This is a genomic window from Bacillus atrophaeus (assembly GCF_039519175.1).
Classification (GTDB): domain Bacteria; phylum Bacillota; class Bacilli; order Bacillales; family Bacillaceae; genus Bacillus; species Bacillus atrophaeus.
The window spans coordinates 1,290,221-1,312,536 of record NZ_CP154443.1 but is presented as its reverse complement, the minus strand read 5'-3'; the positions used below and the strand labels follow the sequence as shown (position 1 = coordinate 1,312,536).

23 protein-coding genes and 2 rRNA genes are annotated in these 22,316 nt (G+C 42.9%); 1 reads left to right on the top strand and 24 read right to left on the bottom strand.

The genetic code is table 11. The annotated features are described in order from the left end of the window. Window positions 1-35 precede the first annotated feature (35 nt). The 9 genes from ispE to metG form a co-directional block, all read right to left on the bottom strand. Window positions 36-905 (bottom strand): 4-(cytidine 5'-diphospho)-2-C-methyl-D-erythritol kinase, encoded by an 870-nt coding sequence (ispE, locus tag AAHT65_RS06755; RefSeq protein ID WP_003328587.1) that lies wholly within the window; start codon window positions 903-905, stop codon window positions 36-38. Between the two features lie 146 nt (window positions 906-1,051). Continuing rightward, window positions 1,052-1,237, bottom strand: a complete 186-nt coding sequence (locus AAHT65_RS06750; protein WP_003328588.1) for a small, acid-soluble spore protein, alpha/beta type — start codon at window positions 1,235-1,237, stop codon at window positions 1,052-1,054. A gap of 161 nt (window positions 1,238-1,398) precedes the next feature. After that, complete coding sequence (gene veg / locus AAHT65_RS06745; protein ID WP_003328589.1) at window positions 1,399-1,659, bottom strand: biofilm formation stimulator Veg; 261 nt, start codon at window positions 1,657-1,659, stop codon at window positions 1,399-1,401. A gap of 209 nt (window positions 1,660-1,868) precedes the next feature. Further along, window positions 1,869-2,744: a sporulation peptidase YabG gene (gene yabG, locus AAHT65_RS06740; RefSeq protein WP_088116346.1), complete on the bottom strand. Its 876-nt coding sequence runs from the start codon at window positions 2,742-2,744 to the stop codon at window positions 1,869-1,871. A gap of 176 nt (window positions 2,745-2,920) precedes the next feature. After that, window positions 2,921-3,799, bottom strand: a complete 879-nt coding sequence (gene rsmA / locus AAHT65_RS06735) for a 16S rRNA (adenine(1518)-N(6)/adenine(1519)-N(6))-dimethyltransferase RsmA (protein ID WP_003328591.1) — start codon at window positions 3,797-3,799, stop codon at window positions 2,921-2,923. Then, complete coding sequence (gene rnmV, locus AAHT65_RS06730) at window positions 3,792-4,352, bottom strand: ribonuclease M5 (protein ID WP_003328592.1); 561 nt, start codon at window positions 4,350-4,352, stop codon at window positions 3,792-3,794. Before rnmV ends, rsmA begins: the two co-directional genes overlap by 8 nt. A gap of 146 nt (window positions 4,353-4,498) precedes the next feature. After that, window positions 4,499-5,824, bottom strand: a complete 1,326-nt coding sequence (locus tag AAHT65_RS06725; RefSeq protein WP_343311200.1) for a ubiquitin-like domain-containing protein — start codon at window positions 5,822-5,824, stop codon at window positions 4,499-4,501. Between the two features lie 157 nt (window positions 5,825-5,981). Beyond that, window positions 5,982-6,749, bottom strand: coding sequence for a TatD family hydrolase (locus AAHT65_RS06720; protein WP_010787391.1), 768 nt, complete (start codon window positions 6,747-6,749; stop codon window positions 5,982-5,984). A gap of 78 nt (window positions 6,750-6,827) precedes the next feature. Next, window positions 6,828-8,822 carry a methionine--tRNA ligase gene (gene metG / locus AAHT65_RS06715; protein WP_003328595.1) on the bottom strand — a complete coding sequence of 665 codons (1,995 nt, stop codon included), beginning with the start codon at window positions 8,820-8,822 and terminating at the stop codon, window positions 6,828-6,830. A gap of 486 nt (window positions 8,823-9,308) precedes the next feature. Between metG and abrB the strand changes: the two genes are divergently transcribed. Continuing rightward, window positions 9,309-9,599, top strand: coding sequence for a transition state genes transcriptional regulator AbrB (abrB, locus tag AAHT65_RS06710; protein WP_088116342.1), 291 nt, complete (start codon window positions 9,309-9,311; stop codon window positions 9,597-9,599). Window positions 9,600-9,650: 51 nt separating this feature from the next. On the opposite strand, the gene rsmI is transcribed toward abrB, so the two are convergent. The 15 genes from rsmI to AAHT65_RS06635 all read right to left on the bottom strand — a co-directional run bounded on the left by rsmI (window position 9,651) and on the right by AAHT65_RS06635 (window position 22,280). Then, window positions 9,651-10,529, bottom strand: a complete 879-nt coding sequence (rsmI, locus tag AAHT65_RS06705) for a 16S rRNA (cytidine(1402)-2'-O)-methyltransferase (RefSeq protein ID WP_010787389.1) — start codon at window positions 10,527-10,529, stop codon at window positions 9,651-9,653. Next, window positions 10,504-10,803 carry a GIY-YIG nuclease family protein gene (locus tag AAHT65_RS06700; protein ID WP_063639019.1) on the bottom strand — a complete coding sequence of 100 codons (300 nt, stop codon included), beginning with the start codon at window positions 10,801-10,803 and terminating at the stop codon, window positions 10,504-10,506. The genes rsmI and AAHT65_RS06700 overlap by 26 nt, the downstream gene beginning before the upstream one ends. Then, window positions 10,790-11,533: a tRNA1(Val) (adenine(37)-N6)-methyltransferase gene (locus AAHT65_RS06695; RefSeq protein WP_106273530.1), complete on the bottom strand. Its 744-nt coding sequence runs from the start codon at window positions 11,531-11,533 to the stop codon at window positions 10,790-10,792. The genes AAHT65_RS06700 and AAHT65_RS06695 overlap by 14 nt, the downstream gene beginning before the upstream one ends. Before the next feature lie 60 nt (window positions 11,534-11,593). After that, window positions 11,594-11,953, bottom strand: a complete 360-nt coding sequence (yabA, locus tag AAHT65_RS06690) for a replication initiation-control protein YabA (protein WP_003328601.1) — start codon at window positions 11,951-11,953, stop codon at window positions 11,594-11,596. Between the two features lie 14 nt (window positions 11,954-11,967). Continuing rightward, window positions 11,968-12,795: a competence/sporulation regulator complex protein RicT gene (ricT, locus tag AAHT65_RS06685; RefSeq protein ID WP_061571110.1), complete on the bottom strand. Its 828-nt coding sequence runs from the start codon at window positions 12,793-12,795 to the stop codon at window positions 11,968-11,970. A 2-nt stretch (window positions 12,796-12,797) separates the two neighbouring features. Further along, window positions 12,798-13,787: a DNA polymerase III subunit delta' gene (gene holB, locus AAHT65_RS06680; protein WP_010787388.1), complete on the bottom strand. Its 990-nt coding sequence runs from the start codon at window positions 13,785-13,787 to the stop codon at window positions 12,798-12,800. 11 nt (window positions 13,788-13,798) lie between these two features. Continuing rightward, window positions 13,799-14,239, bottom strand: a complete 441-nt coding sequence (locus AAHT65_RS06675) for a YaaR family protein (RefSeq protein WP_003328605.1) — start codon at window positions 14,237-14,239, stop codon at window positions 13,799-13,801. Window positions 14,240-14,251: 12 nt separating this feature from the next. Beyond that, complete coding sequence (gene darA, locus AAHT65_RS06670; protein ID WP_003328606.1) at window positions 14,252-14,581, bottom strand: cyclic di-AMP receptor DarA; 330 nt, start codon at window positions 14,579-14,581, stop codon at window positions 14,252-14,254. Window positions 14,582-14,652: 71 nt separating this feature from the next. Continuing rightward, window positions 14,653-15,291 carry a dTMP kinase gene (gene tmk, locus AAHT65_RS06665; protein ID WP_106273532.1) on the bottom strand — a complete coding sequence of 213 codons (639 nt, stop codon included), beginning with the start codon at window positions 15,289-15,291 and terminating at the stop codon, window positions 14,653-14,655. Next, a complete protein-coding gene (locus tag AAHT65_RS06660; RefSeq protein WP_343311197.1) occupies window positions 15,288-16,727 on the bottom strand; it encodes an aminotransferase class I/II-fold pyridoxal phosphate-dependent enzyme in 1,440 nt (479 codons plus the stop codon). The genes tmk and AAHT65_RS06660 overlap by 4 nt, the downstream gene beginning before the upstream one ends. A 95-nt stretch (window positions 16,728-16,822) precedes the next feature. Then, window positions 16,823-18,022, bottom strand: a complete 1,200-nt coding sequence (locus AAHT65_RS06655) for a toxic anion resistance protein (RefSeq protein WP_343311196.1) — start codon at window positions 18,020-18,022, stop codon at window positions 16,823-16,825. A gap of 19 nt (window positions 18,023-18,041) precedes the next feature. After that, the gene (locus tag AAHT65_RS06650) at window positions 18,042-18,656 is read right to left on the bottom strand and encodes a 5-bromo-4-chloroindolyl phosphate hydrolysis family protein (protein ID WP_343311195.1); all 615 of its coding nucleotides are present in this window, start codon (window positions 18,654-18,656) and stop codon (window positions 18,042-18,044) included. Between the two features lie 154 nt (window positions 18,657-18,810). Further along, window positions 18,811-19,005, bottom strand: coding sequence for a sigma factor G inhibitor Gin (locus AAHT65_RS06645; protein ID WP_003328611.1), 195 nt, complete (start codon window positions 19,003-19,005; stop codon window positions 18,811-18,813). A 176-nt stretch (window positions 19,006-19,181) separates the two neighbouring features. After that, window positions 19,182-19,297 (bottom strand): 5S ribosomal RNA (gene rrf, locus AAHT65_RS06640). Window positions 19,298-19,352: 55 nt separating this feature from the next. Then, window positions 19,353-22,280, bottom strand: a 23S ribosomal RNA gene (locus AAHT65_RS06635). Window positions 22,281-22,316: the final 36 nt, after the last annotated feature.

Here is a 22,316-nt window from a genome sequence, read left to right as displayed (position 1 = left end):
ATAATTTTAAAAATAATATAACTTAACATACGGATTTAATCAAGGGCATTCTGTTCGCCGATCATTCTGACAGCATAAACCTGGTCACAGAAACCTCTTAACCCGTTATATATTCTTTGCACCTTTGATTCATACTGAACCAGCCCGAAAACAGTCGGCCCGCTGCCGCTCATTAAAACGGCATCTGCCCCAAACCGCTTCATTTGATTTTTAATCATAGCCACTTCCGGATGCATATCAAGCGTCACGGATTCAAGCACATTTCCTAACTGGCCGCATACCTTCTGAAAACTCTTTTCTTCAATGGCCTCAATCATGCCGTTTACGTCCGGGTGTTCTACTTTATCAAGCTTTAATTGCCTATATACTTCTGCTGTGGACACACCTACAGTCGGCTTCGCAAGAATTACCCAGCAGTGCGGAGGCGCACTAATATGCCTGATTCTTTCTCCTCGCCCGGTCGCAAGAGCAGTTCCTCCATATACACAAAACGAGACATCTGATCCGATTTCAGCCCCAAGCTCTGCAAGCTCTTCAACAGAAAGGTTCAATTTCCACAGTCTGTTCAGCCCTCTGAGTGTAGCCGCTGCGTCGCTGCTTCCGCCCGCAAGGCCCGCTGCCACCGGAATCACCTTTGTGATCATGATGGAAACTCCTTTTTTCACCTTGTATCTGTCTTTGATAAGCTTGGCAGCCTGATAAGCCAAGTTTCTTTGGTCGTCTGGAACAAAGCGATTGTGTGAGGCTACCCTTACTTCATCCTCAGCAATCTCTGTCAGTTCAATCCGATCAGCCAGATCGATTGTTGTCATAATCATTTCAACTTCATGATAACCATCCGGGCGCTTTTTCGTGACGTCGAGTGACAGATTTATTTTGGCCGGCGCTTTTTCTAAAATACGCATAGCTTTCACCTACTTCTCCATCTAAACATAAGTATGAACATTGTATCACATTTGAAGAGCAGGAGGTATATACCGATAATGCCGGCAATCAAGTATTCATGATGAATTCAAAAAACCGGGGAACAAAAGTCCCCCGGGCCACTGCCTTATCGGTTATTCTGATTCTGAGCCATTTGCTGTTCGGCTAATTCAATTGCCCGCTTAACCATATTACCGGCATCACGGGCACGAATGCCTCCCCAACCTTCATTTTTTACAGTGTCGTAAAAACCAAGGTCTTTCGCCAGCTCATATTTAAACTCATCTGACATAACTCCACGACGTCTGCCCAAACGAAACAGCCCCTTTCAGAGATGATAGCCATTCGTGCACGCCACGATAAAACATGTGACCCTTTTATCATTTGTTTAATCAGATGAAACTTTCAAGAAAATTATTGGGAAATCATTTTTTAGACAAAACAAAAAGCAGTGAACAAAAGATTCACTGCCCGTTAAAATGCCAATGAGCTTGCTGCATCATCATTGAATCGTAATTCAACCGTTGCAGTCAAAATATCTGCATAACTGTATGAAACTCTTTCAAACGAATTCTCGTCTTGGTCTAATTGTATCACAAAAACAGAAGGGTACGTCTCAGCTAAAATGCCCGAACGCTCAATCGTTTTTCGGCGGCCACCGTTTGCTTTTAACGTCAGCCGTTTACCTAAATTCCCATCAAGCGATCTTTTAATGTCGGACAACGTCTTCGCCATTGCATCCACCTCACTACACTTATTGTACAACAAGAGCCCATTTTTGTCAAATAAAATTTAAATTATATCAACGTTAATAAGCTATTGTCAACAAAATTATTTTGACAAAATTCTTTTGATTCCTTTGATATTTTCCGCAAGTTTCGGTAAATTATGTATCATTATGTAAATTTAAAAACCCGCATACACGAAATATGCGGGTTTTCATTTTATTGATTTGACTTAAACGGCATACCCACCCTAAGCACACCCCGTGTTTCAATGCCGCCTAATCCCTTTTCTCTGGTCAACGTGTTACGGAGCACATCCCATACATTGACCCGCTCCATAAAGGGCGTAAAACTGATTTTCGCTACGATATAAACGGGATCGAGGGCATGAATGTTGACCCTTGAAGGGGAGCTTGCGAAATTGGCTCCCGCTCTTATTAAGGATTCAAAATGCGATTGGCAGGCACCCGCAAAAATGACAAGCTGGTCCAAGTGCGGCACTTTTCGCCTTGCTTTCTGAACTGTTTCGACAAAGTGCTTTGAATGTCTGTAAGCACTCAAATCATCAATACCGCCTTTTTGCTTGGAATAAGCGTCGTGCCCGGTGATGACTAAAATGTCAGGTCGATATTTGTCGAGTAATTCGTCAATCGAAGCGGCCATTTTCTTTTCATGGCAATGAATGCCGTAAACGGGTACACCTATTTTCTTGTAGACGGCGAGACATTTTTTCAAATATGCTTCATCACCATCCAGATGCAGCACTTTTCCCGGCATATGAAAATAGTGCTCTTGATGCTGATACTGGCTTGTGGCATGATACTCCTGTTTTTCACGAAGCAATTTATAATCTTGGCGAAGCAATTCAAGCGATTCATTCATCCTGGTCTCGTCTTTCTTTCTCCGCATCAGCTGCTCATCTTTTTGAACCGCCACCAAATCAGAAAAATCAGCATCTGCAATCAATCTCACTTCATCACCATGCAAAATAGCGATTGTATTACCCTTGCTTGTTTGTTCTATGCCTATAATCCGAAATAAAATATCCATTTGATAGGATTTTCTGACTACCATATCCCCTATTTGAAATTGCATGTTACTCACTCCACACATAGACTAAGCCTCATTGAGAAAGAAAGAGCCTTTCTGAAGGCCTCTCTCTTCCCCTGCGACGCCTGAAAAGTCCAAGCTTTCCTTACGGCTGAATATAAGGTCCTTCTCTAGCCTATGTGCCGGCAGTCCATGTGGTGACGCAAAATAAAAAAGCCCTCTTAGAAAAGGGCTTTATACAATCCGTTAGACAAGGCCGCGAATTCATCAATCGATAATGCTTCGCCTCGGCGCTTGCCGTCAATTTGTGTTTCTTTCAAGACTTCCTCAATGATTGATTTCTTTTCTTTCCCTTGAGGAAGGTTGTTCACCAGGTTATTTAAAAGGGTTTTACGGCGCTGAGCAAAGCTTGCCTTAATCAACTGAAAGAAAAAGGCTTCATTTACCACATCGACAGCAGGACCCTCACGAAGCAGCAGCCGAATAACAGCTGAATCTACATTAGGCTGAGGGACAAATACCGTTTTCGGAACGGTCATTACTGTTTTTGCTTCGGTATAAAACTGCACGGCAATTGAAAGTGAACCATACTCCTTCGAAGATGGATCAGCCGCCATACGCTCCGCAACTTCTTTTTGCAGCATCACAACAATCCCTTTTAACGGAAGGTTTTCTTCCAACAGCTTCATGATAATCGGAGTCGTTACATAATACGGAAGGTTTGCTACAACCATGATCTCATCACAATCATGAAATTGTTCTTCGATGACGGTCCGTACGTCAGCCTTTAGCACATCCTGATGAATGACGGTTACATTATCGTAAGGAGACAATGTATCTTTCAGAATCGGAAGAAGCCGCTGATCGATTTCAAAAGCGACGACCTGCTTTGCCCGTTTGGCGAGCTGTTCAGTTAAAGCCCCTATTCCCGGACCGATTTCAATTACACCGGTTCTCTCCGTCACTCCTGCATGATCCACGATTCTGTCTAAAATATTCGTGTCAATCAGGAAGTTCTGCCCTAAGCTCTTTTTAAAAGAAAAACCGTATTTTTTCAGTATTTCTTTCGTTCTAATCGGCGTCGCTATGTCTTTATTCATTCTGTTCCTCCCGCAGTACATCATCAAGTGCACTCATAAAATCGCTTTTTGTAATTTGAAACATTTGCAGCCGTTTCTGAAGTTGTTTTCCATTTGTATAGCCTATCTTTAATATATCGCCAAGCCTTTCACGACGGCGTTTTGCAGCAGAACCGCCAATCAGCCCGGCATGGATTAAATCTTCAGCAGCAATTTCGCTTGGCTGATCTTCCATTTCTTCATGAACGTTTTGCAAGCAAGCTCTGATGCTTTCAATCGAAGCGTGCTCCACTCCGATTCCCCGTTTATTCTTAGGTTTGGCAAGATGCTTCGGCAAGAAGGCATGCTTGCATCCGGGAACAGCCTCAGATATCGTTTTACGGATTTTTTCGCCCGGAAAGTCAGGATCGGTCAAGATAATGACGCCCCTTGTCTCCTGCGCCAAGCGAACCTGTTTTATCACATGGTCTCCGATTGCTGAACCGTTTGTTTCAATTGTATCCGCATCAACAGCCAGCTTTATACGCGCTGTATCGTCGCGACCTTCGACCACGATAATTTCTTTAATTTTCATTGCTGCCTCCACATAAAAAGTAAAAACTTTTTTATATTCAAACGAAACTTTCCCTCATTTTAAGCGTCTAATAAACAGAAAATACACTTCATCTATTATAACGAAAAAAACAGAGGGCGCAAAACCCTCTGAATACATACTCAAATTTAGTTAAGAACTTTAATCGTAACTTGTTTGTTTCCCCATCGGTAAGCGGCCGATTTTTCAGGGAAAAAGACGTCAATTTTCTTTCCTTTAATAGCAGACCCAGTATCAGCGGCGATGGCATAGCCATACCCTTCCACATGGACTTTAGAGCCCAGCGGAATAACGTTGGGGTCAACTGCAATAACTTTTGCGTCCGGATTATTCTTTAGGTTGACACCCGTAGCCGTGTGACCGGAACAACCGCTGCAGCTTGCCGTATAAGCCGTAGAAGCTACAGTAAGCACTTTACCTGTTGATTCATTGCTGCGTGATACAGTGTCAGAAGCTTGATTATCAGCAGTTGATGCCGCGCCGACCTTTTCAATCTTCGGACTGGTTTGCTTTGTGCCGACAGCAATGACTTTATCTTCACTTTGTTCAGCTGTTTCTTCTTTTACAAGCTCTCTGGAAACTTCCTTGCCGTTTTCCTTCACAACATCATAATGTTTTTTGAGCTTGCCTTCTTTTCCTTTTTGAACGACCTTTTCTTTCCCTTGTTCAAGAGATGCGTCTTCTTTTTCTTTCACGTCAAACGCTATTTTTTCTTCAACTACATCGGTGACCTTTTCGATACGAGTAATGTGAATATCAGCCTTTCCTTTCGTCAGCTTATCGTCTAACGCAGGCTTGATTTTATCTTCGTCTTTTATGTTCATCTTGTGCTGTTTTAAAAAGTCAGCGACCGTAGTCGAAGTCGTCCATATCTTTTTCTCTTTCCCAGCGTCATTTACGGTGACCTGAAACGCGGGATCTATGGTTATCTTCATGTCTTTAGAAATTTCTGTATCTATTGCAGGATCTATTTGATCGTGTTCTTTCACATCAAAATCTTGTTCGTCCAGTAATGCACCGACTGTTTTTGCCGTTGTCCATAATGTCTTTTCTTCCCCGTCTCTTGTAAGCTCGACAGGTTTTGCAGCTGCATACACAACATTCATGTTAGCTGTTATCTTTGTCTGTTTAGAAGGGGTGATCTGGTCTTCTTCTCTTGTCTTTATGTCCAGAGCCTCTAAAAGCTCCCCTACAGTTTTTGCATGTGTGCGCATTTGTTCCTTTTTGCCATTGATAGAAACTGAGATTGGTTGTTTCGTGAGCTCATGAGCCCCGTACGCAGTCCCGCTTCCTGCCAATAGCAAACAAGCAGCAATCAGAATGACTTTGCTTTTGCTAAGCTTTACGGAAAACAGCTTTTTCATTTTTTGTGTGATGAAAAACGCCTCCTTCTCCTCGGAGAGATTATATAGAGTATCTAAAAGGCTGTCAACCCTCCTTTCTTTTCCTCCCAAAAGCTCAGTGTGTATTCCTAATTATGCAAAACCGAACCTGGAAAAGGAAGAAAGACTTGTCGACAAACCTATCCTATGAGAAGAAGAAAGCGTGTAGAACTTTTTTGAATCGTCGTTGAAAAGGACAAGCCCCAACAAAAGGCAACAGCGTATGCTGTCAGTTTATGCGGAAAAGTCTTTTCGCGTTTTCTGTCGTGACAGCTGCCACTTCCTCATAAGTCATGCCCTTTAATTCAGCAATTTGTTCAGCGACATATTTAACATAGCTTGGTTCATTTCTTTTTCCCCGAAAAGGATGCGGCGTTAGAAAAGGACAATCCGTTTCAATCAATAAACGGTCATTTGGAATTTCTTTTACAACTTCTTTTGGTTTTTTTGCGTTTTTAAATGTCACCGGGCCTCCGAAGGATAAATAAAAATTCATGTCCATACATTGCCGTGCGACTTCCACACTGCCTGTAAAGCAATGCATGATTCCCCCGACGGCCTCCGCGCCTTCCTCTTTCAATATGGTTACAACATCCTCGGTTGCATCACGATTATGAATAATGATCGGAAGGCGAACTTCTTTTGCGAGAGCTATCTGTTTCCTAAAGACTTCCTTCTGCACATCTTTAGGTGATTTATCCCAGTGATAATCTAAGCCCATTTCACCAATAGCCACCACTTTTTCATGAGCGGACAGCTCCTTTATCCATAACAGGTCTTCATCCGTCATATCAATGGCATCAACCGGGTGCCAACCGATGGCAGCGTACATAAAATCATACTCCTCAATGAGTTCCATCGCCCGTGTGATTGTCGGACGGTCAAAACCTACCACTACCACATGGTCGACTTTTTCCTCTCTTGCCCGCTGAATCACTTCTTCTAAATCTGTATCATATTGTTCGGCATTTAAATGCACATGCGTGTCAAATAACATATATAAAAACTCCTTTCTTGTCGAAAACACAAAGGGTGTTCGACGAATTGTTACACGTGAAACACCCTTTGTTTGATATTATTTAATTCTTGTGCCTTTTGGTAAGGACTGGTCAATAGAGACGACTGATAACACGCCGTCAGCTTCTCCGGCAAGGATCATTCCTTGAGAAAGCTCTCCTCTTAGTTTGACTGGTTTTAAATTTGTTACACATATTAATTTTCTGCCGACAAGCTGTTCAGGAGTGTAATGCTTCGCAATTCCTGATACAACTTGGCGTTTTTCAAATCCAAGATCAAGTTGCAATTTCAATAATCGGTCAGCTTTTTTCACAGGCTCTGCTTGAAGGACTTCGGCCACCCGAAGCTCTACATCCATGAACTGATCAATTGTAATTTCAGGTAAACGATCGACCTCTTGCGGCTCTTCTTCTTTTGTCTCTTCTTGAGCCGGAGCTGTTCCTTGCATTTTCTCTTTGATGTAGGCAATTTCTTCTTCAGCTTCAAGACGAGGGAATAAAGGATCGCCTTTTTGTACTTTTGTTTTATTCAGCTGGCCAAAGCGCGTAATACTGTCCCAAGCTTTTAAAGTTTCATCAGTTATGCCTAGCTGTTCAAACATTTTTTTCGGTGTTTTTGTTAAGAACGGCTGAAGTAGCACAGCTGAAATACGCAACGACTCAGCCAAGTGATACATAACAGATTGTAATTCTTTTTCTTTCGCCGGATCCTTAGCTAGCACCCATGGAGCAGTTTCATCAATATATTTATTTGTACGGCTGATCAGCTGCCATAATGTCGACAAGGCCACTGAGAATTCCATGTTTTCCATAGCACGTTCATACGACTTTACCGTTTCTTCAGCAACGGAAGAAAGAGTTTGGTCAAATTCAGTGATTGTCCCTTCATATGAACCAAGATTTCCGTCAAAATATTTGTTGATCATCGCAACGGTACGGTTTAAAAGGTTTCCTAAGTCATTGGCCAAATCATAATTAATCCGTTCCACAAATCCTTCTGGCGTAAACACACCATCTGATCCAAACGGCACTTCACGAAGAAGGTAATAACGAAGTTCATCTAAACCATATCGTTCAATCAATGTTACCGGATCAACGACATTCCCTTTAGATTTCGACATTTTTCCATCCTTCATCAGCAGCCAGCCATGTGCGAATACTTGCTTAGGCAATGGGAGATCAAGAGCCATCAGCATAATCGGCCAATAGATCGTATGGAAGCGCACAATTTCTTTTCCGACTAAATGAACATCGGCAGGCCAATACTTCTGATAAAGCTCATCATTTTCAGTATCAAAGCCTAGTGCGGTTAAATAATTAAACAAGGCGTCGATCCATACGTACACGACATGCTTTGGATTTCCCGGAACCTTTACGCCCCAGTCAAAAGTGGTGCGTGAAACGGCTAGATCCTCTAGTCCAGGCTTAATAAAGTTGTTAATCATCTCATTTTTACGTGATTCCGGCTGAATGAAAGTAGGATTTTCCTCATAGAAAGCCAACAGACGATCCGCATATTTACTCATACGGAAGAAATAAGACTCCTCTTTAATTAATTCAACAGGATGGCCGCTGTCAGGGCTTTTCCCGCCGACTACTTCACCTTTTTCATTCCGTTCAATGTCAACAAGCTGCGTTTCCGTGTAGAACGTTTCATCTGGAATGCTGTACCAGCCTTCATATTCATCGAGATAGATGTCTCCGTTATCAAACAATTTTTGAAACACTTTTTCAATCACAACTTTATGCCGGCTCTCTGTCGTCCGAATAAAGTCATCGTTAGAGATTTCAAGCTGCTTCCATAGTTTTTGGATATCGGCCGCTGCACGGTCTACATATTCCTGCGGTGTGATATTTTCTTCTTCCGCTTTTTGCTGAATCTTTTGGCCGTGCTCATCCGTTCCCGTTAAATAGCGAACATCAAAGCCTTTTAATCTTTTGTAACGTGCCATTGCATCTCCTGCCACTGTTGTGTAGGCATGGCCGATATGTAATTTTCCGCTCGGATAATAAATCGGTGTTGTAATATAGAATGTATTTTTGTCTTGCGGCATCTTGAAACCTCCCAATCAGAATGTCAAAAAAACTCCCGCCCAATGGACGAGAGCGGCTGTTAACTGATATACAATATGTTTTATATTTTGTCCTCTATCTATGATACCATCTTAGCCTTTAAGATCAAGGATATATACATATGGAGAAAAAAGAGAATAAAAATTAAAAATCTTTAATGAAAATAAAAAAAGTCTGTTCATGTCGAATTTTGTCGTATATAATCTACTGATATAAAAAACTTTGGTTCGAAAGTCTTGATTTAAAAGCTTTTTTAGTAGGATAATGGCTTTATGAAAGAGCATATAAAAGCTGTTATTTCAGTATTTTCAAGGACTTTATTGACTATAAGAACTAATTCTTACAAACAATAGTAAACAAAATGATTGACGATTATTGGAAACCTTGATATGCTATGAATGTAAGGATTTTGTCGAATAATGACGAAGATAATTATAATTTACAAATAAGTATCTCTTGGGAGGAGAATGTTTATGAAATCTACTGGTATCGTACGTAAAGTTGATGAACTAGGACGTGTAGTTATTCCTATCGAACTGCGCCGTACACTTGGAATCGCAGAAAAAGACGCTCTTGAAATTTATGTTGATGATGAAAAAATCATCCTTAAAAAATATAAGCCTAACATGACTTGCCAAGTAACTGGTGAAGTTTCTGACGATAACCTTAAACTTGCAAACGGTAAATTGGTTCTTAGCCAAGAAGGCGCTGAGCAAATCATTAAAGAAATCCAAAACCAGCTTCAAAGCCAAAAATAAGCTGACTTTTTAAAAAAAGCCGTTCTTGTCACGACACAAGAACGGCTTTTTTTATTGCTGAATATGATAAGCGTCATAAATCTCCCGCTTTGGGACATTGCGGTCAACAGATGCTTTTTTAATAGCTTCTTTAGACGTGGCCCCTTTTTCAATATAATGCTCCACATGTTCTTTTTCAGTCAGGTTTTCCCACCATTGAATCTCTTCCTCTGGTTCTGTGTTCCTATTTCCTTCGACAACAAGACAAAACTCACCGCGAATTTGATCTTCACCGGCCCATTTCATGGCTTCAGAAATCGAACCTCTGATAAATTCTTCATACTTCTTAGTCAGCTCTCGTGTCACCGCAATTTCCCGATCACCTAAAGCGTCTAACATGAGCGACAGTGTTTCCTTTAATCTGTGCGGAGCTTCATAAAAAATGATCGTCTCTTGACGCTTTTTCAGGATCTCCAGTTCTTTCTTCTTTTCTTTCTTTTGTCTGTTTAGGAATCCATAGAAGAAAAAAGGTTGCGGAACGATACCGGAAGCAGTCAGCGCTGTTAATGCGGCGTTCGCTCCAGGCAATGGAACAACATAGCCGCCGATTTCCGTAAAATCCTTGACGATTTCCGCTCCCGGATCAGAAATGGTCGGCATTCCCGCATCACTGACTAACGCGACATTTTTCCCGGATTTCAGCCATTCAATAATTTTATAGCCGCTGCTTTCCTTATTGTGTTCGTGATAACTGACGAGTGAAGTTTCTATCTCATATACATGGCAGAGTTTCTTTGTTTGTCTGGTGTCTTCGGCAGCGATTACATCCACTGACTTCAGAGTGTTTACTGCCCGGAATGTCATATCTTCTAAATTGCCGATAGGGGTTGGGACAAGATAAAGAATCCCCATTTCTGACTTTCCATTAAAGCTCATTTGGCGTCTTAACATAGACTGCCTCCTTACTGTTCCGTTTTTCTTCTATATAAAGTTCTTTTTTCTTGCGTGTCAGCGTTTTGAAATAATATTCAACCTGCATCGCTTCCCGCTTAGTTGAGTATGCTTCTGCAAATAGTAATGTAACAGGCCGTCTTGCTCTTGTATACTTTGCGCCCTTTCCATCGTTGTGTGTTTTCAGGCGTTTTTGCAGATCATTTGTATATCCTGCATATAGACTGTTGTCCTTACATTTCAAAACGTAAAAGTAATGATTATTTGTCTCCATATAAAATGGTCCTGATTTCTTTTGTATATTCATTTTGATCATCATACACAAATAGCGGAGGGAGTATTTTTAAGTCAGGACGCCCGCCTTTTATGCCTTCTACTAAAATGGTGTTTGCTTCTTTGCCCTGTTTAGGATACACAAACTGAACACGTTTCGGTTCAATTTGATACGCCTTCATCAGCTCAAAAATCTCCAAAAGCCTTCCCGGCCGGTGAACAAGCGCAGCTTTTCCTCCTTGCTTTAACAGTTTGCTGCTGACGGAAATGACATCCTCAAGCGTGCAGTGAATTTCATGCCTGGCTATTCTGAGATGCTCATTCAAATTTTGTTCTGTTTGTTTCGGTGTTTTAAAATAAGGCGGATTACATGTGACCACGTCATATTTATTGTGCCCCAGCTCTTCCGGCATATTTTTCAAATCATCATGAATGATCTTAATTTGGTTTTGCAGCTTGTTAAACTCCACACTGCGAACCGCCATATTGTGCAATCTTTCCTGAATTTCAACTCCAATGATGTCCGCTTTTGACCTCGTGCTTAACAAAAGAGGCACAATGCCATTGCCCGTACATAAATCCACTATTTTTCCTTTTTGAATCGGCACATATGCAAACTTCGATAACAGCACTGCATCTAAAGAAAAAGCAAACACCGTGGGGCTTTGTACAATTTTCATGTCTTCTGCCAACAAATAATCCAATCTCTCGTCATCACGTAATGAAACCATAATCCTACCCTTTCAGCAATCTTTGAAAAAGGCTTCCGTCTGCACCGGAAGCCTTTTTGCCTATTTTTTATTTAAGAATGACAGACAGAAGAGACAATCTTCTTTTCGCACACTTCCATAGTGAACGTTACAGATATGAAAACCTTCCTGATACAGCCGGGCCAGATTATCGTAACCTTCTCCTATATCTGTCTGCTCTGTCTTTTGGTTTTTTGTTTCTTTTTGATCCGCTTCGAATTTTTCAATTCTTTGCGTCGTATCTTCCAGCCTTTTGCGCAAATGCTCGTTTTCAAGCTGTAAATGATGATTTTCTTCAATCATCTCTCCAATATGCTGCTTTAAATCACCCAGTTGGCGGTAAAGCGATCCGATTTGTTCTTCCAGGTTTATGACTGTATCAAATAACTCTTTTTTATCCAAGGTTCCACACCTCGTTAATCTGTGGTTTGCGCGGATACGACGCCCTCTTCCAAGAGCTCTTCCCAAGTATATTCTATCACTTTTTCACGGTTCTTCAGTTCCACCTGAAGCACCCGTTCCAGAATATTAAGTCCGACAACCTTCGCAGGGCCGTTCGCTGTCTTAATCATTTCCCCTATATCCGGCAGCTGTTCCTTTGCTGTCTCATACTCATCGTTCTCGTATTTCAGACAGCACATCAGACGGCCGCACAGACCGGAAATCTTAGTTGGATTCAAGGATAAATTCTGATCCTTCGCCATCTTGATGGATACCGGTTCAAAATCCCCCAGAAACGTTGAGCAGCACAGCATTCTTCCGCAAGGACCGATTCCTCCGAGCATTTTCGCCTCGTCTCTGACGCCGATCTGGCGCAGTTCAATCCTTGTTTTAAAAATGGACGCCAAATCCTTAACAAGTTCTCTAAAGTCGACTCTTCCATCGGCTGTGAAATAAAAAATCACTTTATTGCGGTCAAATGTAAATTCCACATCAACCAGTTTCATATCCAAGCCATGGTCACTTACTTTTTTCTGACATACTTCAAATGCCGAAAGGGCTTCTTGCTTATTTTCTTCTACAATGAGAAGATCGCGCTCATCTGCGACGCGGATGACTTTACGAAGCGGAAGCACGACATCATGCTCATCCACCTGTTTATTTGCTATGACAACCTGCCCGTATTCTACACCTCTGACGGTTTCTACGATGACACAGCTGTCATGTTCTATATCAAATCCGTTTGGATCAAAATAATAAATCTTCCCCGCTTTTTTAAAGCGGACTCCAATTACGTTGTACAAGCTTATCCCTCCTGCAACGTTAACACCAAGTGCTCCATTAATCCTTGCACATTCACATTGGAATGAAGCCGTTTTTTTGCTTCTAAAACAGCGAGAATTTGGTTCGTAACGCTTTGTTGTGTTGATTGTAGCGCGTGCTGTTTTATTGATTGGAATAAGTCTTGATAAATCAGTTTATCTTCATTTCCTATTTGGATGGATAACACATCACGATATATCAATAAGAGCATATCAAGACCCATTTCTTGATGGGCTTTCTCCTTGAAAAAGGGCATCCATTGATCTTGAATAAAGAAAAAGGCATGTCCTTTCCGCTGGTGTAAGACTTCATACAATTTTATCACTTTCGCTCTCGACTCTGCAAACTCATCATTTCGACTTAATTCGACGGCTTCCGATACATTATTGGTCATATTCGCCAAAAGCCTTGCCATATGCGGCGATACGTCCTGTTCTGTCAGTCTGTCTTCTATCGCTTTTGGCTGCAAAGGCTGAAATGCTAGGGTTTGGCACCGAGAGATAATGGTATCTAACAACTTTTGCGGCTGCTCTGTCATCAAGACAGCCATTGTATCTTTATTTGGTTCCTCTAAAAACTTCAACAGACTGTTCGCTGCGTTTGCCGTCATTTTGTCTGCATGCGAAATAATGTAGAGCTTTTTATGCGATTCGAGCCCTGTTTTTGAGAACTCTTCTTGGAGTGCCTGAATCTGTGCCTTTTTTATAGATAAACCGTCGGGATGGACAACATGTAAATCGGGATGGTTTCCAGACTCGATCCTTTTGCAGTTCCGGCAGTTCTCACACGGTTCCGCACCGTCCTCAAGGCAAAAAAAGCTCTTGGCAAGCAGCAATGCCGCATCTAATTTCCCCGTTCCTTTTCTTCCTTCAAACAAATAAGCGTGGGACAGTCTGTCTTTATCTATACTATTATGCAAAAGCCTCATCACTCTGGGCTGCTGCTCCGTCATTTCTTTCCAGGTTATTGCCATTGTATCACTCTCTATGTGTAAAGGTTAATCAATAAACCTTTTATTTCGCCAATACGTTCCAGCAAGTCAATTGCCGGCTGTTCCTGATTCATCATCTCTTCTGTGAGCTGAATCAGTTTCTCATCAATTTCTTTTACAATTCCCAGTTTTCTGCTGTTTCCATATAGGTCGAAACTTCTGGCTGTTTCATGCGATAGACCATTATCTACAGCTTCTTTGACAAAACGCTTTACTAATCCTTTGAATCTGGCCAGGTCTTTAAAGTTTCTGGATTTTGTCAGTCTTTTTCCGAACGCTTCTATATCACTTAAAAGCCTTGTCAGCTGGTCAAACTTCAGTTTGCTGCTTTGGCTGTCCATAGATGTTTTAAAAGACGCAGAAATCTCTGCTGATTTAACAGAAGGAAGCTGCTTTTTTTCTACTATTGTACGTATATCTTGATTAATTTTCACGATTTCAAATCCTTAAAATTGATGAAATTCATCGACCGGAAGGACAAATACCGTCGCACCGCCAACTTCAACTTCTACTGGATAAGGGACGTAGGAATCTGCATTTCCGCCCATTGGAGAGACAGGCGCAATCATCTGATCACGTTTTCTTCCATTTTCTTTAATGAGATTGAGCGCTTTTTCTACACGAATATCTTCCACACCAATCATAAATGTCGTATTTCCCGACTTTAGAAATCCTCCGGTAGTAGCCAATTTGGTTACTCTAAAGTTGTGGTCGGTTAACGTCTTTAAAAGCCTGTTGCTATCCTGGTCCTGTACAACTGCAACTATTAATTTCATCTTGAAGGCCTCCTTTAGATTGGAAACAACATGAATCACTTACTTTATTATATCAACTAATGAGAAACAGGTCACAACTGAATTTTTTTCAATGCTTCATTTATAACGATTTGGACGTCTTGAATCACGCGCTCTTTTGATTGTGAAGCATCTATTGTACGGAATCTTTTAGGAAAACGCTTCATTAATTCGTGATACCCTTCTCGCACTCTTGTATGAAAGCTGAGCTCTTCAAGATCAAGACGGTTTTTTTCCCTCAATCCATTAGCATGAATTCGGCTTAAGCCTTCTTCCGGCTTGATTGAGAAATAAATGGTCAGGTTGGGCATCATATCTCCGATGGCAAATTCATTAATTGAGAGAACCTCATCAATTCCAAGACCTCTGGCATAACCTTGGTAGGCCAATGAACTATCAATAAATCGGTCACATAGAACGATATGTCCCTGTTCCAAAGCCGGTTTCACTTTTTCCACCAAATGCTGGCGTCTTGCTGCTGCATAAAGCAGAGCTTCCGTTTTTGCATCCATCAGAGTATTTTTTTCATTCAAAATGACCTCTCGAATCTGTTCTGCAATGTCTATGCCGCCTGGCTCCCGCGTAGCCGTGACCTGAAGGCCTCTAGCTGCAAGTGATTTTTTGATTTCCTGAAGAACAGTCGTTTTTCCTGCTCCTTCAGGGCCTTCAAATGTAATAAATAAACCGCTCATGATTTCTCCTCTTCTATATATACGAGTAATTGATTTTCTTTCATTTTCATACTGCCCTGAATGTGCGCGTTCATGTTGATTAAACCGGACAGCTTTTGGATGCTTTCTTCCGTTATTCTTTCTCCCGCCATAATCAGCGGAATTCCCGGGGGATACGGAATTATATTTTCTGCATTCAGCCGGCCCGCCGCTGCTTCAATCTCTATATATTCTTTTTTGAAACCGATTAAAGTCTTTTTATCATATGGAAGAGCTGTCACAGGCGGAAACGCCAAATCAACAGAAGCAGACACGAGATCTGGAGGTGTATCTTCGATCGCTTGCTGAACTTGTTGGACTACATTAGCAGGTATTTTTCTTTTTCCTCCCAGCGGAAGAATAAGCAGCACCTGTTTTTCATCTGCAAGTTCAGAAAATATATTTACACTTTCCAATATTCTTTGCAGCGTATAACCTGAATGACCGCGCCTTGACCGAATCGATAGTTTCAGAGGATCAGTCTGAATATGGGGGCTGACAGGTTCAATTACTTCAATCTGCGGGATTGAAGCAAACGTTTGTTTAAAATGGTCCAAATGCTGCAAAATTCCTGAAAGCTTTTTTTCCTCGATGACATGCTGTACATAAGCTCTGGCTATATCCAAAGATGCCATAATGGGATAAGAGGGACTGCTGCTCTGCAAACTGCCCAAGTAATAGGCCAGCTTGTCTCTGTTGATCAGACGGCTGTTTACATGCAGATAAGAGCCCATTGTCATAGCAGGTAGGGTTTTATGCGCAGATTGAACAACCACATCTGCTCCCATTTGCAACGCAGATGCAGGAAAGGGCTCGCCAAGAACAAAATGTGCGCCATGTGCTTCATCTACAAGAACGGGGATGCCGTGCTGATGCGCTTTTGCAATGACAGCCGTCAAATCAGCGGTATGTCCATAATAGGTTGGGTTCGTCAGCACAAGACCTTTAGCGGTCGGATAAGCTGCAATTGCTTCTTCAATTATCGCTAAATGAACATGTGTCGGCACATTCATGACTTCATCCATTTCGGGTGATACATATATCGGCTTTGCCCCAGCCATATCTACGGCATGAAACACTGATTTATGACAATTTCGCTGAATCAATATTGAATCACCAGGTTCGCAAACAGATAAAATCATCGCCAGATTCCCCACTGTGGTGCCATTCACGAGAAAAAAACTTTCGTCTGACCTATACAGACTTGAGACGAGGTCTTGCGCTTCTCGAATCACTCCTGAAGGCTGATGCAAATCGTCAAGTCCTGCAATCTCAGTCATATCAATAGTGAGAAGGGACTGATATATAGATTTAGCTTCATCAAAAAAGACATCTCCATTGTGATGTCCCGGAACGTGAAACGAATAAGCGTTTGTTTGCGCATGATTAACTAATGCAGTATATAAAGGTGTGTTCATCGAAACAATCCTTTGAATAGTTGGTCAAGAGCACTCGGTTTATAAATAACCGAGGCATGCTCTTATTATATCGTGCATGTGACAGAACTTAAAGCTTAGACTTTTGGTAACTGATTGTTTTGATTGGCTTTCATAGTCAGAAGTTTTTGCTTTAAATCGCCTTCCATCATCATAAGCTCCTCTTCTGCCTGCCGGCGTTTCAACCTGCCCTCTTCTTGAATGGTCATAGTTTCTTCAAGTGTACTGATCAAGCTTTCCTGCACTTTTTTTAATGTATCAACATCTACCAGACCGCGTTCATTGGCTTTTGCTGTTTCAATTGTATTGGTTTTTAACAGCTCAGCATTTTTCACCAGCAGTTCATTTGTTGTATCGGATACTTTTTGCTGAGCATCAACGGCACTTCGTTGGCGCAAAAGTGTTAATGCGATCGCCACTTGATTTTTCCAAAGCGGAATGGCCGTCACGATAGATGATTGAATTTTTTCTGCTAATGTCTGGTTTGTGTTTTGGATAAGCCGTATTTGCGGAGCGCTCTGAATGGTAATTTGTCTGCTCAACAGCAAATCGTAAACTCGTTTATCCAGCCTGTCAGCAAATTGAACCATATCGTTCACTTCTTGAACCGCCATCTGATTATGCTCACTTGATTCAGCTTGTTTCTTCAGCTCAGGAATGATCTTTGTTTTTAATTCTTCAATTTTCAGCTCGCCTGCGGCTATATAAATATTTAAAGCGGCAAAGTACTCTTTATTCTTTTCATAAAGCTGCTCTAACAATTTATTATCACTGATTAAAGCATTTTTAGAATGCTCCAGCTTCAAGCTGATTCTGTCAATCTGCACACTCGTTTTTTGGTACCTTGAGAGAACTTCCTGGACAGAGTTTGATACTTTTCCGAACATGCGGGAAAAGAAGCGCTTTTTCTTCGATTGCAGATCGTCAGGGTTCACTTGTTCAAGCTTTTTCATCAGCTCTCCCAAAATAACTCCCACTTCCCCGACATCTTTCTTTTGCACATGGTCAATCATAGAGTGTGAGAAGTTCAGCAGCTTGGATTGAGCCTGTGATCCATATAAAACGATGCTTTGCATATTTTTTGGGTCAATTTGGCTCGCAAGCTGAAACGCCTTTTCTTTATTTTCTTCAGGCAGCACATCAACTAGCCTGATCTGCTGTTCTTCCTTTTTTGGGCGTTCATCGGGTGAAGGAATGCCATTTTCCCCAAATGGATCTGATAATAGATCGTCAAATGCAGCTTCTCTTTTTTGAACCTCCTGATGATCTTTACTCAATTCACTTTCCTCCTTTCTTTCATTTTTTTAAAGAATGCTTCGCTATATCTAGTTCAAAATGCAAATCATCAATATCTTCTTCCATCACAAGGTTTAGATCTTCTTCTAAACGCTTCGTCAGCTCAGCAAGTGTTATCCGTGTTTCACTCAACGACATGGAAAGAGCTTTGTTTTTTCGCGGATGAGTTGAAAGAAAGCTGTACTTTTCAATCAGTTCCACAATTGAATCAAGAGTCTGGTAAAAAAACCGCTCTGCTTGGTAAAACCGCTTCGGTTCTTTTTTTACAAGGACATAAATTCTTCTTACAATCCTCAGCATTTCTGCATTTTGCTTAAATATCTGAATGCTTTTTGCCTGAAAGAGCGCTTTTCTCAATCGTATGATTTTACCTCTTGCTTCCTCAAGATTCTTCTTGATATAGATATACTCTTTTCTCGTCAGCTGATGTTTTTTCAAAAAGAGGCGTTTGGAATACCAGCTCCCGACAGAAAGTGCAGCTCCGCCTGCCGCTACTCCATAGATAAGTGATAAGAAAAAGGATTGATTCAATACAAAAAAGCTCATGATTCCTATAAAAAAAGAAGTCGTACCGCTTGCTAAGATCCATATCAAAAAACGAAGAAATGGTTTCATACATGATCGACTCCTATAACATACTTTTATTTACTATTATTATCTACTACGTTTGGTCTCTAAACAAGTTTCATCTTCTTTATAGTATCAGTTCCTTTGTCTAAAGTGAAAGGCGGTGATCAAAATCCTCAATAAAAAAAAGACCTGTTCAGGTCTAAGAATATAATGGCGGTGTATGAATACTTTTTAGCTTTTTCACATAAAAGGCATAGTCTGGATCTGATGTTGAAGTGGAGATTACCTTTTTTTCGCAATCTGAACATATAAATTTTGTATAAATATGAATCCCTCTATTTTTCTTTTGATCACAAACAATACAAGTTTCCCCATGATTGGACGTTTCGCTCATTATCCCACCTCCGTACTGTATAGCCTTCCCCCAAAACAAACGTTGTATACAATATTTAGATGTTTTTGAAGTTTGCAATTAGTATATGGGCAGCTTAGGCTTTCGGTGTCTGTATATGTTTATATTTAAATGGTCATAAAACAAAAAACCCAGTTCAACATGAACTGGGTTGCGTTGCTTGGCGGCGTCCTACTCTCACAGGGGGAAGCCCCCGACTACCATCGGCGCTGAAGAGCTTAACTACCGTGTTCGGTATGGGAACGGGTGTGACCTCTTCGCTATCGCCACCAAACAATTTGAGAGTGTTCTCTCAAAACTAGATAACGCGTAAGCACTAATTCAAAAGTGTGGTTAAGTCCTCGATCGATTAGTATCTGTCAGCTCCATGTGTCGCCACACTTCCACCTCAGACCTATCAACCTGATCATCTTTCAGGGATCTTACTTCCTTGCGGAATGGGAAATCTCATCTTGAGGGGGGCTTCATGCTTAGATGCTTTCAGCACTTATCCCGTCCGCACATAGCTACCCAGCGATGCCCTTGGCAGAACAACTGGTACACCAGCGGTGCGTCCATCCCGGTCCTCTCGTACTAAGGACAGCTCCTCTCAAATTTCCTGCGCCCGCGACGGATAGGGACCGAACTGTCTCACGACGTTCTGAACCCAGCTCGCGTACCGCTTTAATGGGCGAACAGCCCAACCCTTGGGACCGACTACAGCCCCAGGATGCGATGAGCCGACATCGAGGTGCCAAACCTCCCCGTCGATGTGGACTCTTGGGGGAGATAAGCCTGTTATCCCCGGGGTAGCTTTTATCCGTTGAGCGATGGCCCTTCCATGCGGAACCACCGGATCACTAAGCCCGACTTTCGTCCCTGCTCGACTTGTAGGTCTCGCAGTCAAGCTCCCTTGTGCCTTTACACTCTGCGAATGATTTCCAACCATTCTGAGGGAACCTTTGGGCGCCTCCGTTACTCTTTAGGAGGCGACCGCCCCAGTCAAACTGCCCACCTGACACTGTCTCCCCGCCCGATAAGGGCGGCGGGTTAGAAGGTCAATACAGCCAGGGTAGTATCCCACCGATGCCTCCACCGAAGCTGGCGCTCCGGTTTCCAAGGCTCCTACCTATCCTGTACAAGCTGTACCAACATTCAATATCAGGCTGCAGTAAAGCTCCACGGGGTCTTTCCGTCCTGTCGCGGGTAACCTGCATCTTCACAGGTACTATAATTTCACCGAGTCTCTCGTTGAGACAGTGCCCAGATCGTTGCGCCTTTCGTGCGGGTCGGAACTTACCCGACAAGGAATTTCGCTACCTTAGGACCGTTATAGTTACGGCCGCCGTTTACTGGGGCTTCAATTCGCACCTTCGCTTACGCTAAGCGCTCCTCTTAACCTTCCAGCACCGGGCAGGCGTCAGCCCCTATACTTCGCCTTACGGCTTCGCAGAGACCTGTGTTTTTGCTAAACAGTCGCCTGGGCCTATTCACTGCGGCTCTCTCGGGCTTGCACCCTAACAGAGCACCCCTTCTCCCGAAGTTACGGGGTCATTTTGCCGAGTTCCTTAACGAGAGTTCTCTCGATCACCTTAGGATTCTCTCCTCGCCTACCTGTGTCGGTTTGCGGTACGGGCACCTCTCACCTCGCTAGAGGCTTTTCTTGGCAGTGTGGAATCAGGAACTTCGCTACTATAATTCGCTCGCCATCACAGCTCAGCCTTATGGGAAACGGATTTGCCTATTTCCCAGCCTAACTGCTTGGACGCGGATATCCAATACCGCGCTTACCCTATCCTCCTGCGTCCCCCCATTGCTCAAATGGTGAGGAGGTGGTACAGGAATATCAACCTGTTGTCCATCGCCTACGCCTTTCGGCCTCGGCTTAGGTCCCGACTTACCCTGAGCGGACGAGCCTTCCTCAGGAAACCTTAGGCATTCGGTGGAGGGGATTCTCACCCCTCTTTCGCTACTCATACCGGCATTCTCACTTCTAAGCGCTCCACCAGTCCTTCCGGTCTGGCTTCACAGCCCTTAGAACGCTCTCCTACCACTGTTCGAAGAACAGTCCGCAGCTTCGGTGATACGTTTAGCCCCGGTACATTTTCGGCGCAGAGTCACTCGACCAGTGAGCTATTACGCACTCTTTAAATGGTGGCTGCTTCTAAGCCAACATCCTGGTTGTCTAAGCAACTCCACATCCTTTTCCACTTAACGTATACTTTGGGACCTTAGCTGGCGGTCTGGGCTGTTTCCCTTTCGACTACGGATCTTATCACTCGCAGTCTGACTCCTAAGGATAAGTCATTGGCATTCGGAGTTTGACTGAATTCGGTAACCCGGTAGGGGCCCCTAGTCCAATCAGTGCTCTACCTCCAAGACTCTTACCTTAAGGCTAGCCCTAAAGCTATTTCGGAGAGAACCAGCTATCTCCAGGTTCGATTGGCATTTCACCCCTACCCACACCTCATCCCCGCACTTTTCAACGTGCGTGGGTTCGGGCCTCCATTCAGTGTTACCTGAACTTCACCCTGGACATGGGTAGATCACCTGGTTTCGGGTCTACGACCACGTACTCATGCGCCCTATTCAGACTCGCTTTCGCTGCGGCTCCGCATCTTCTGCTTAACCTTGCACGGGATCGTAACTCGCCGGTTCATTCTACAAAAGGCACGCCATCACCCGTTAACGGGCTCTGACTACTTGTAGGCACACGGTTTCAGGATCTGTTTCACTCCCCTTCCGGGGTGCTTTTCACCTTTCCCTCACGGTACTGGTTCACTATCGGTCACTAGGGAGTATTTAGCCTTGGGAGATGGTCCTCCCGGATTCCGACGGAATTTCACGTGTTCCGCCGTACTCAGGATCCACTCTGGAGAGAACGAAGTTTTGACTACAGGGCTGTTACCTGCTATGGCGGGCCTTTCCAGACCTCTTCATCTACCTCGTTCCTTTGTAACTCCGTATAGAGTGTCCTACAACCCCAAGAGGCAAGCCTCTTGGTTTGGGCTGATCCCGTTTCGCTCGCCGCTACTCAGGGAATCGCATTTGCTTTCTCTTCCTCCGGGTACTTAGATGTTTCAGTTCCCCGGGTCTGCCTTCTCATATCCTATGTATTCAGATATGGATACCACTCCATTACGAGTGGTGGGTTTCCCCATTCGGAAATCTCCGGATCAAAGCTTGCTTACAGCTCCCCGAAGCATATCGGTGTTCGTCCCGTCCTTCATCGGCTCCTAGTGCCAAGGCATCCACCGTGCGCCCTTTCTAACTTAACCGTTAAAAAAGAATCACTACAGTAATTCTTGGTCTTA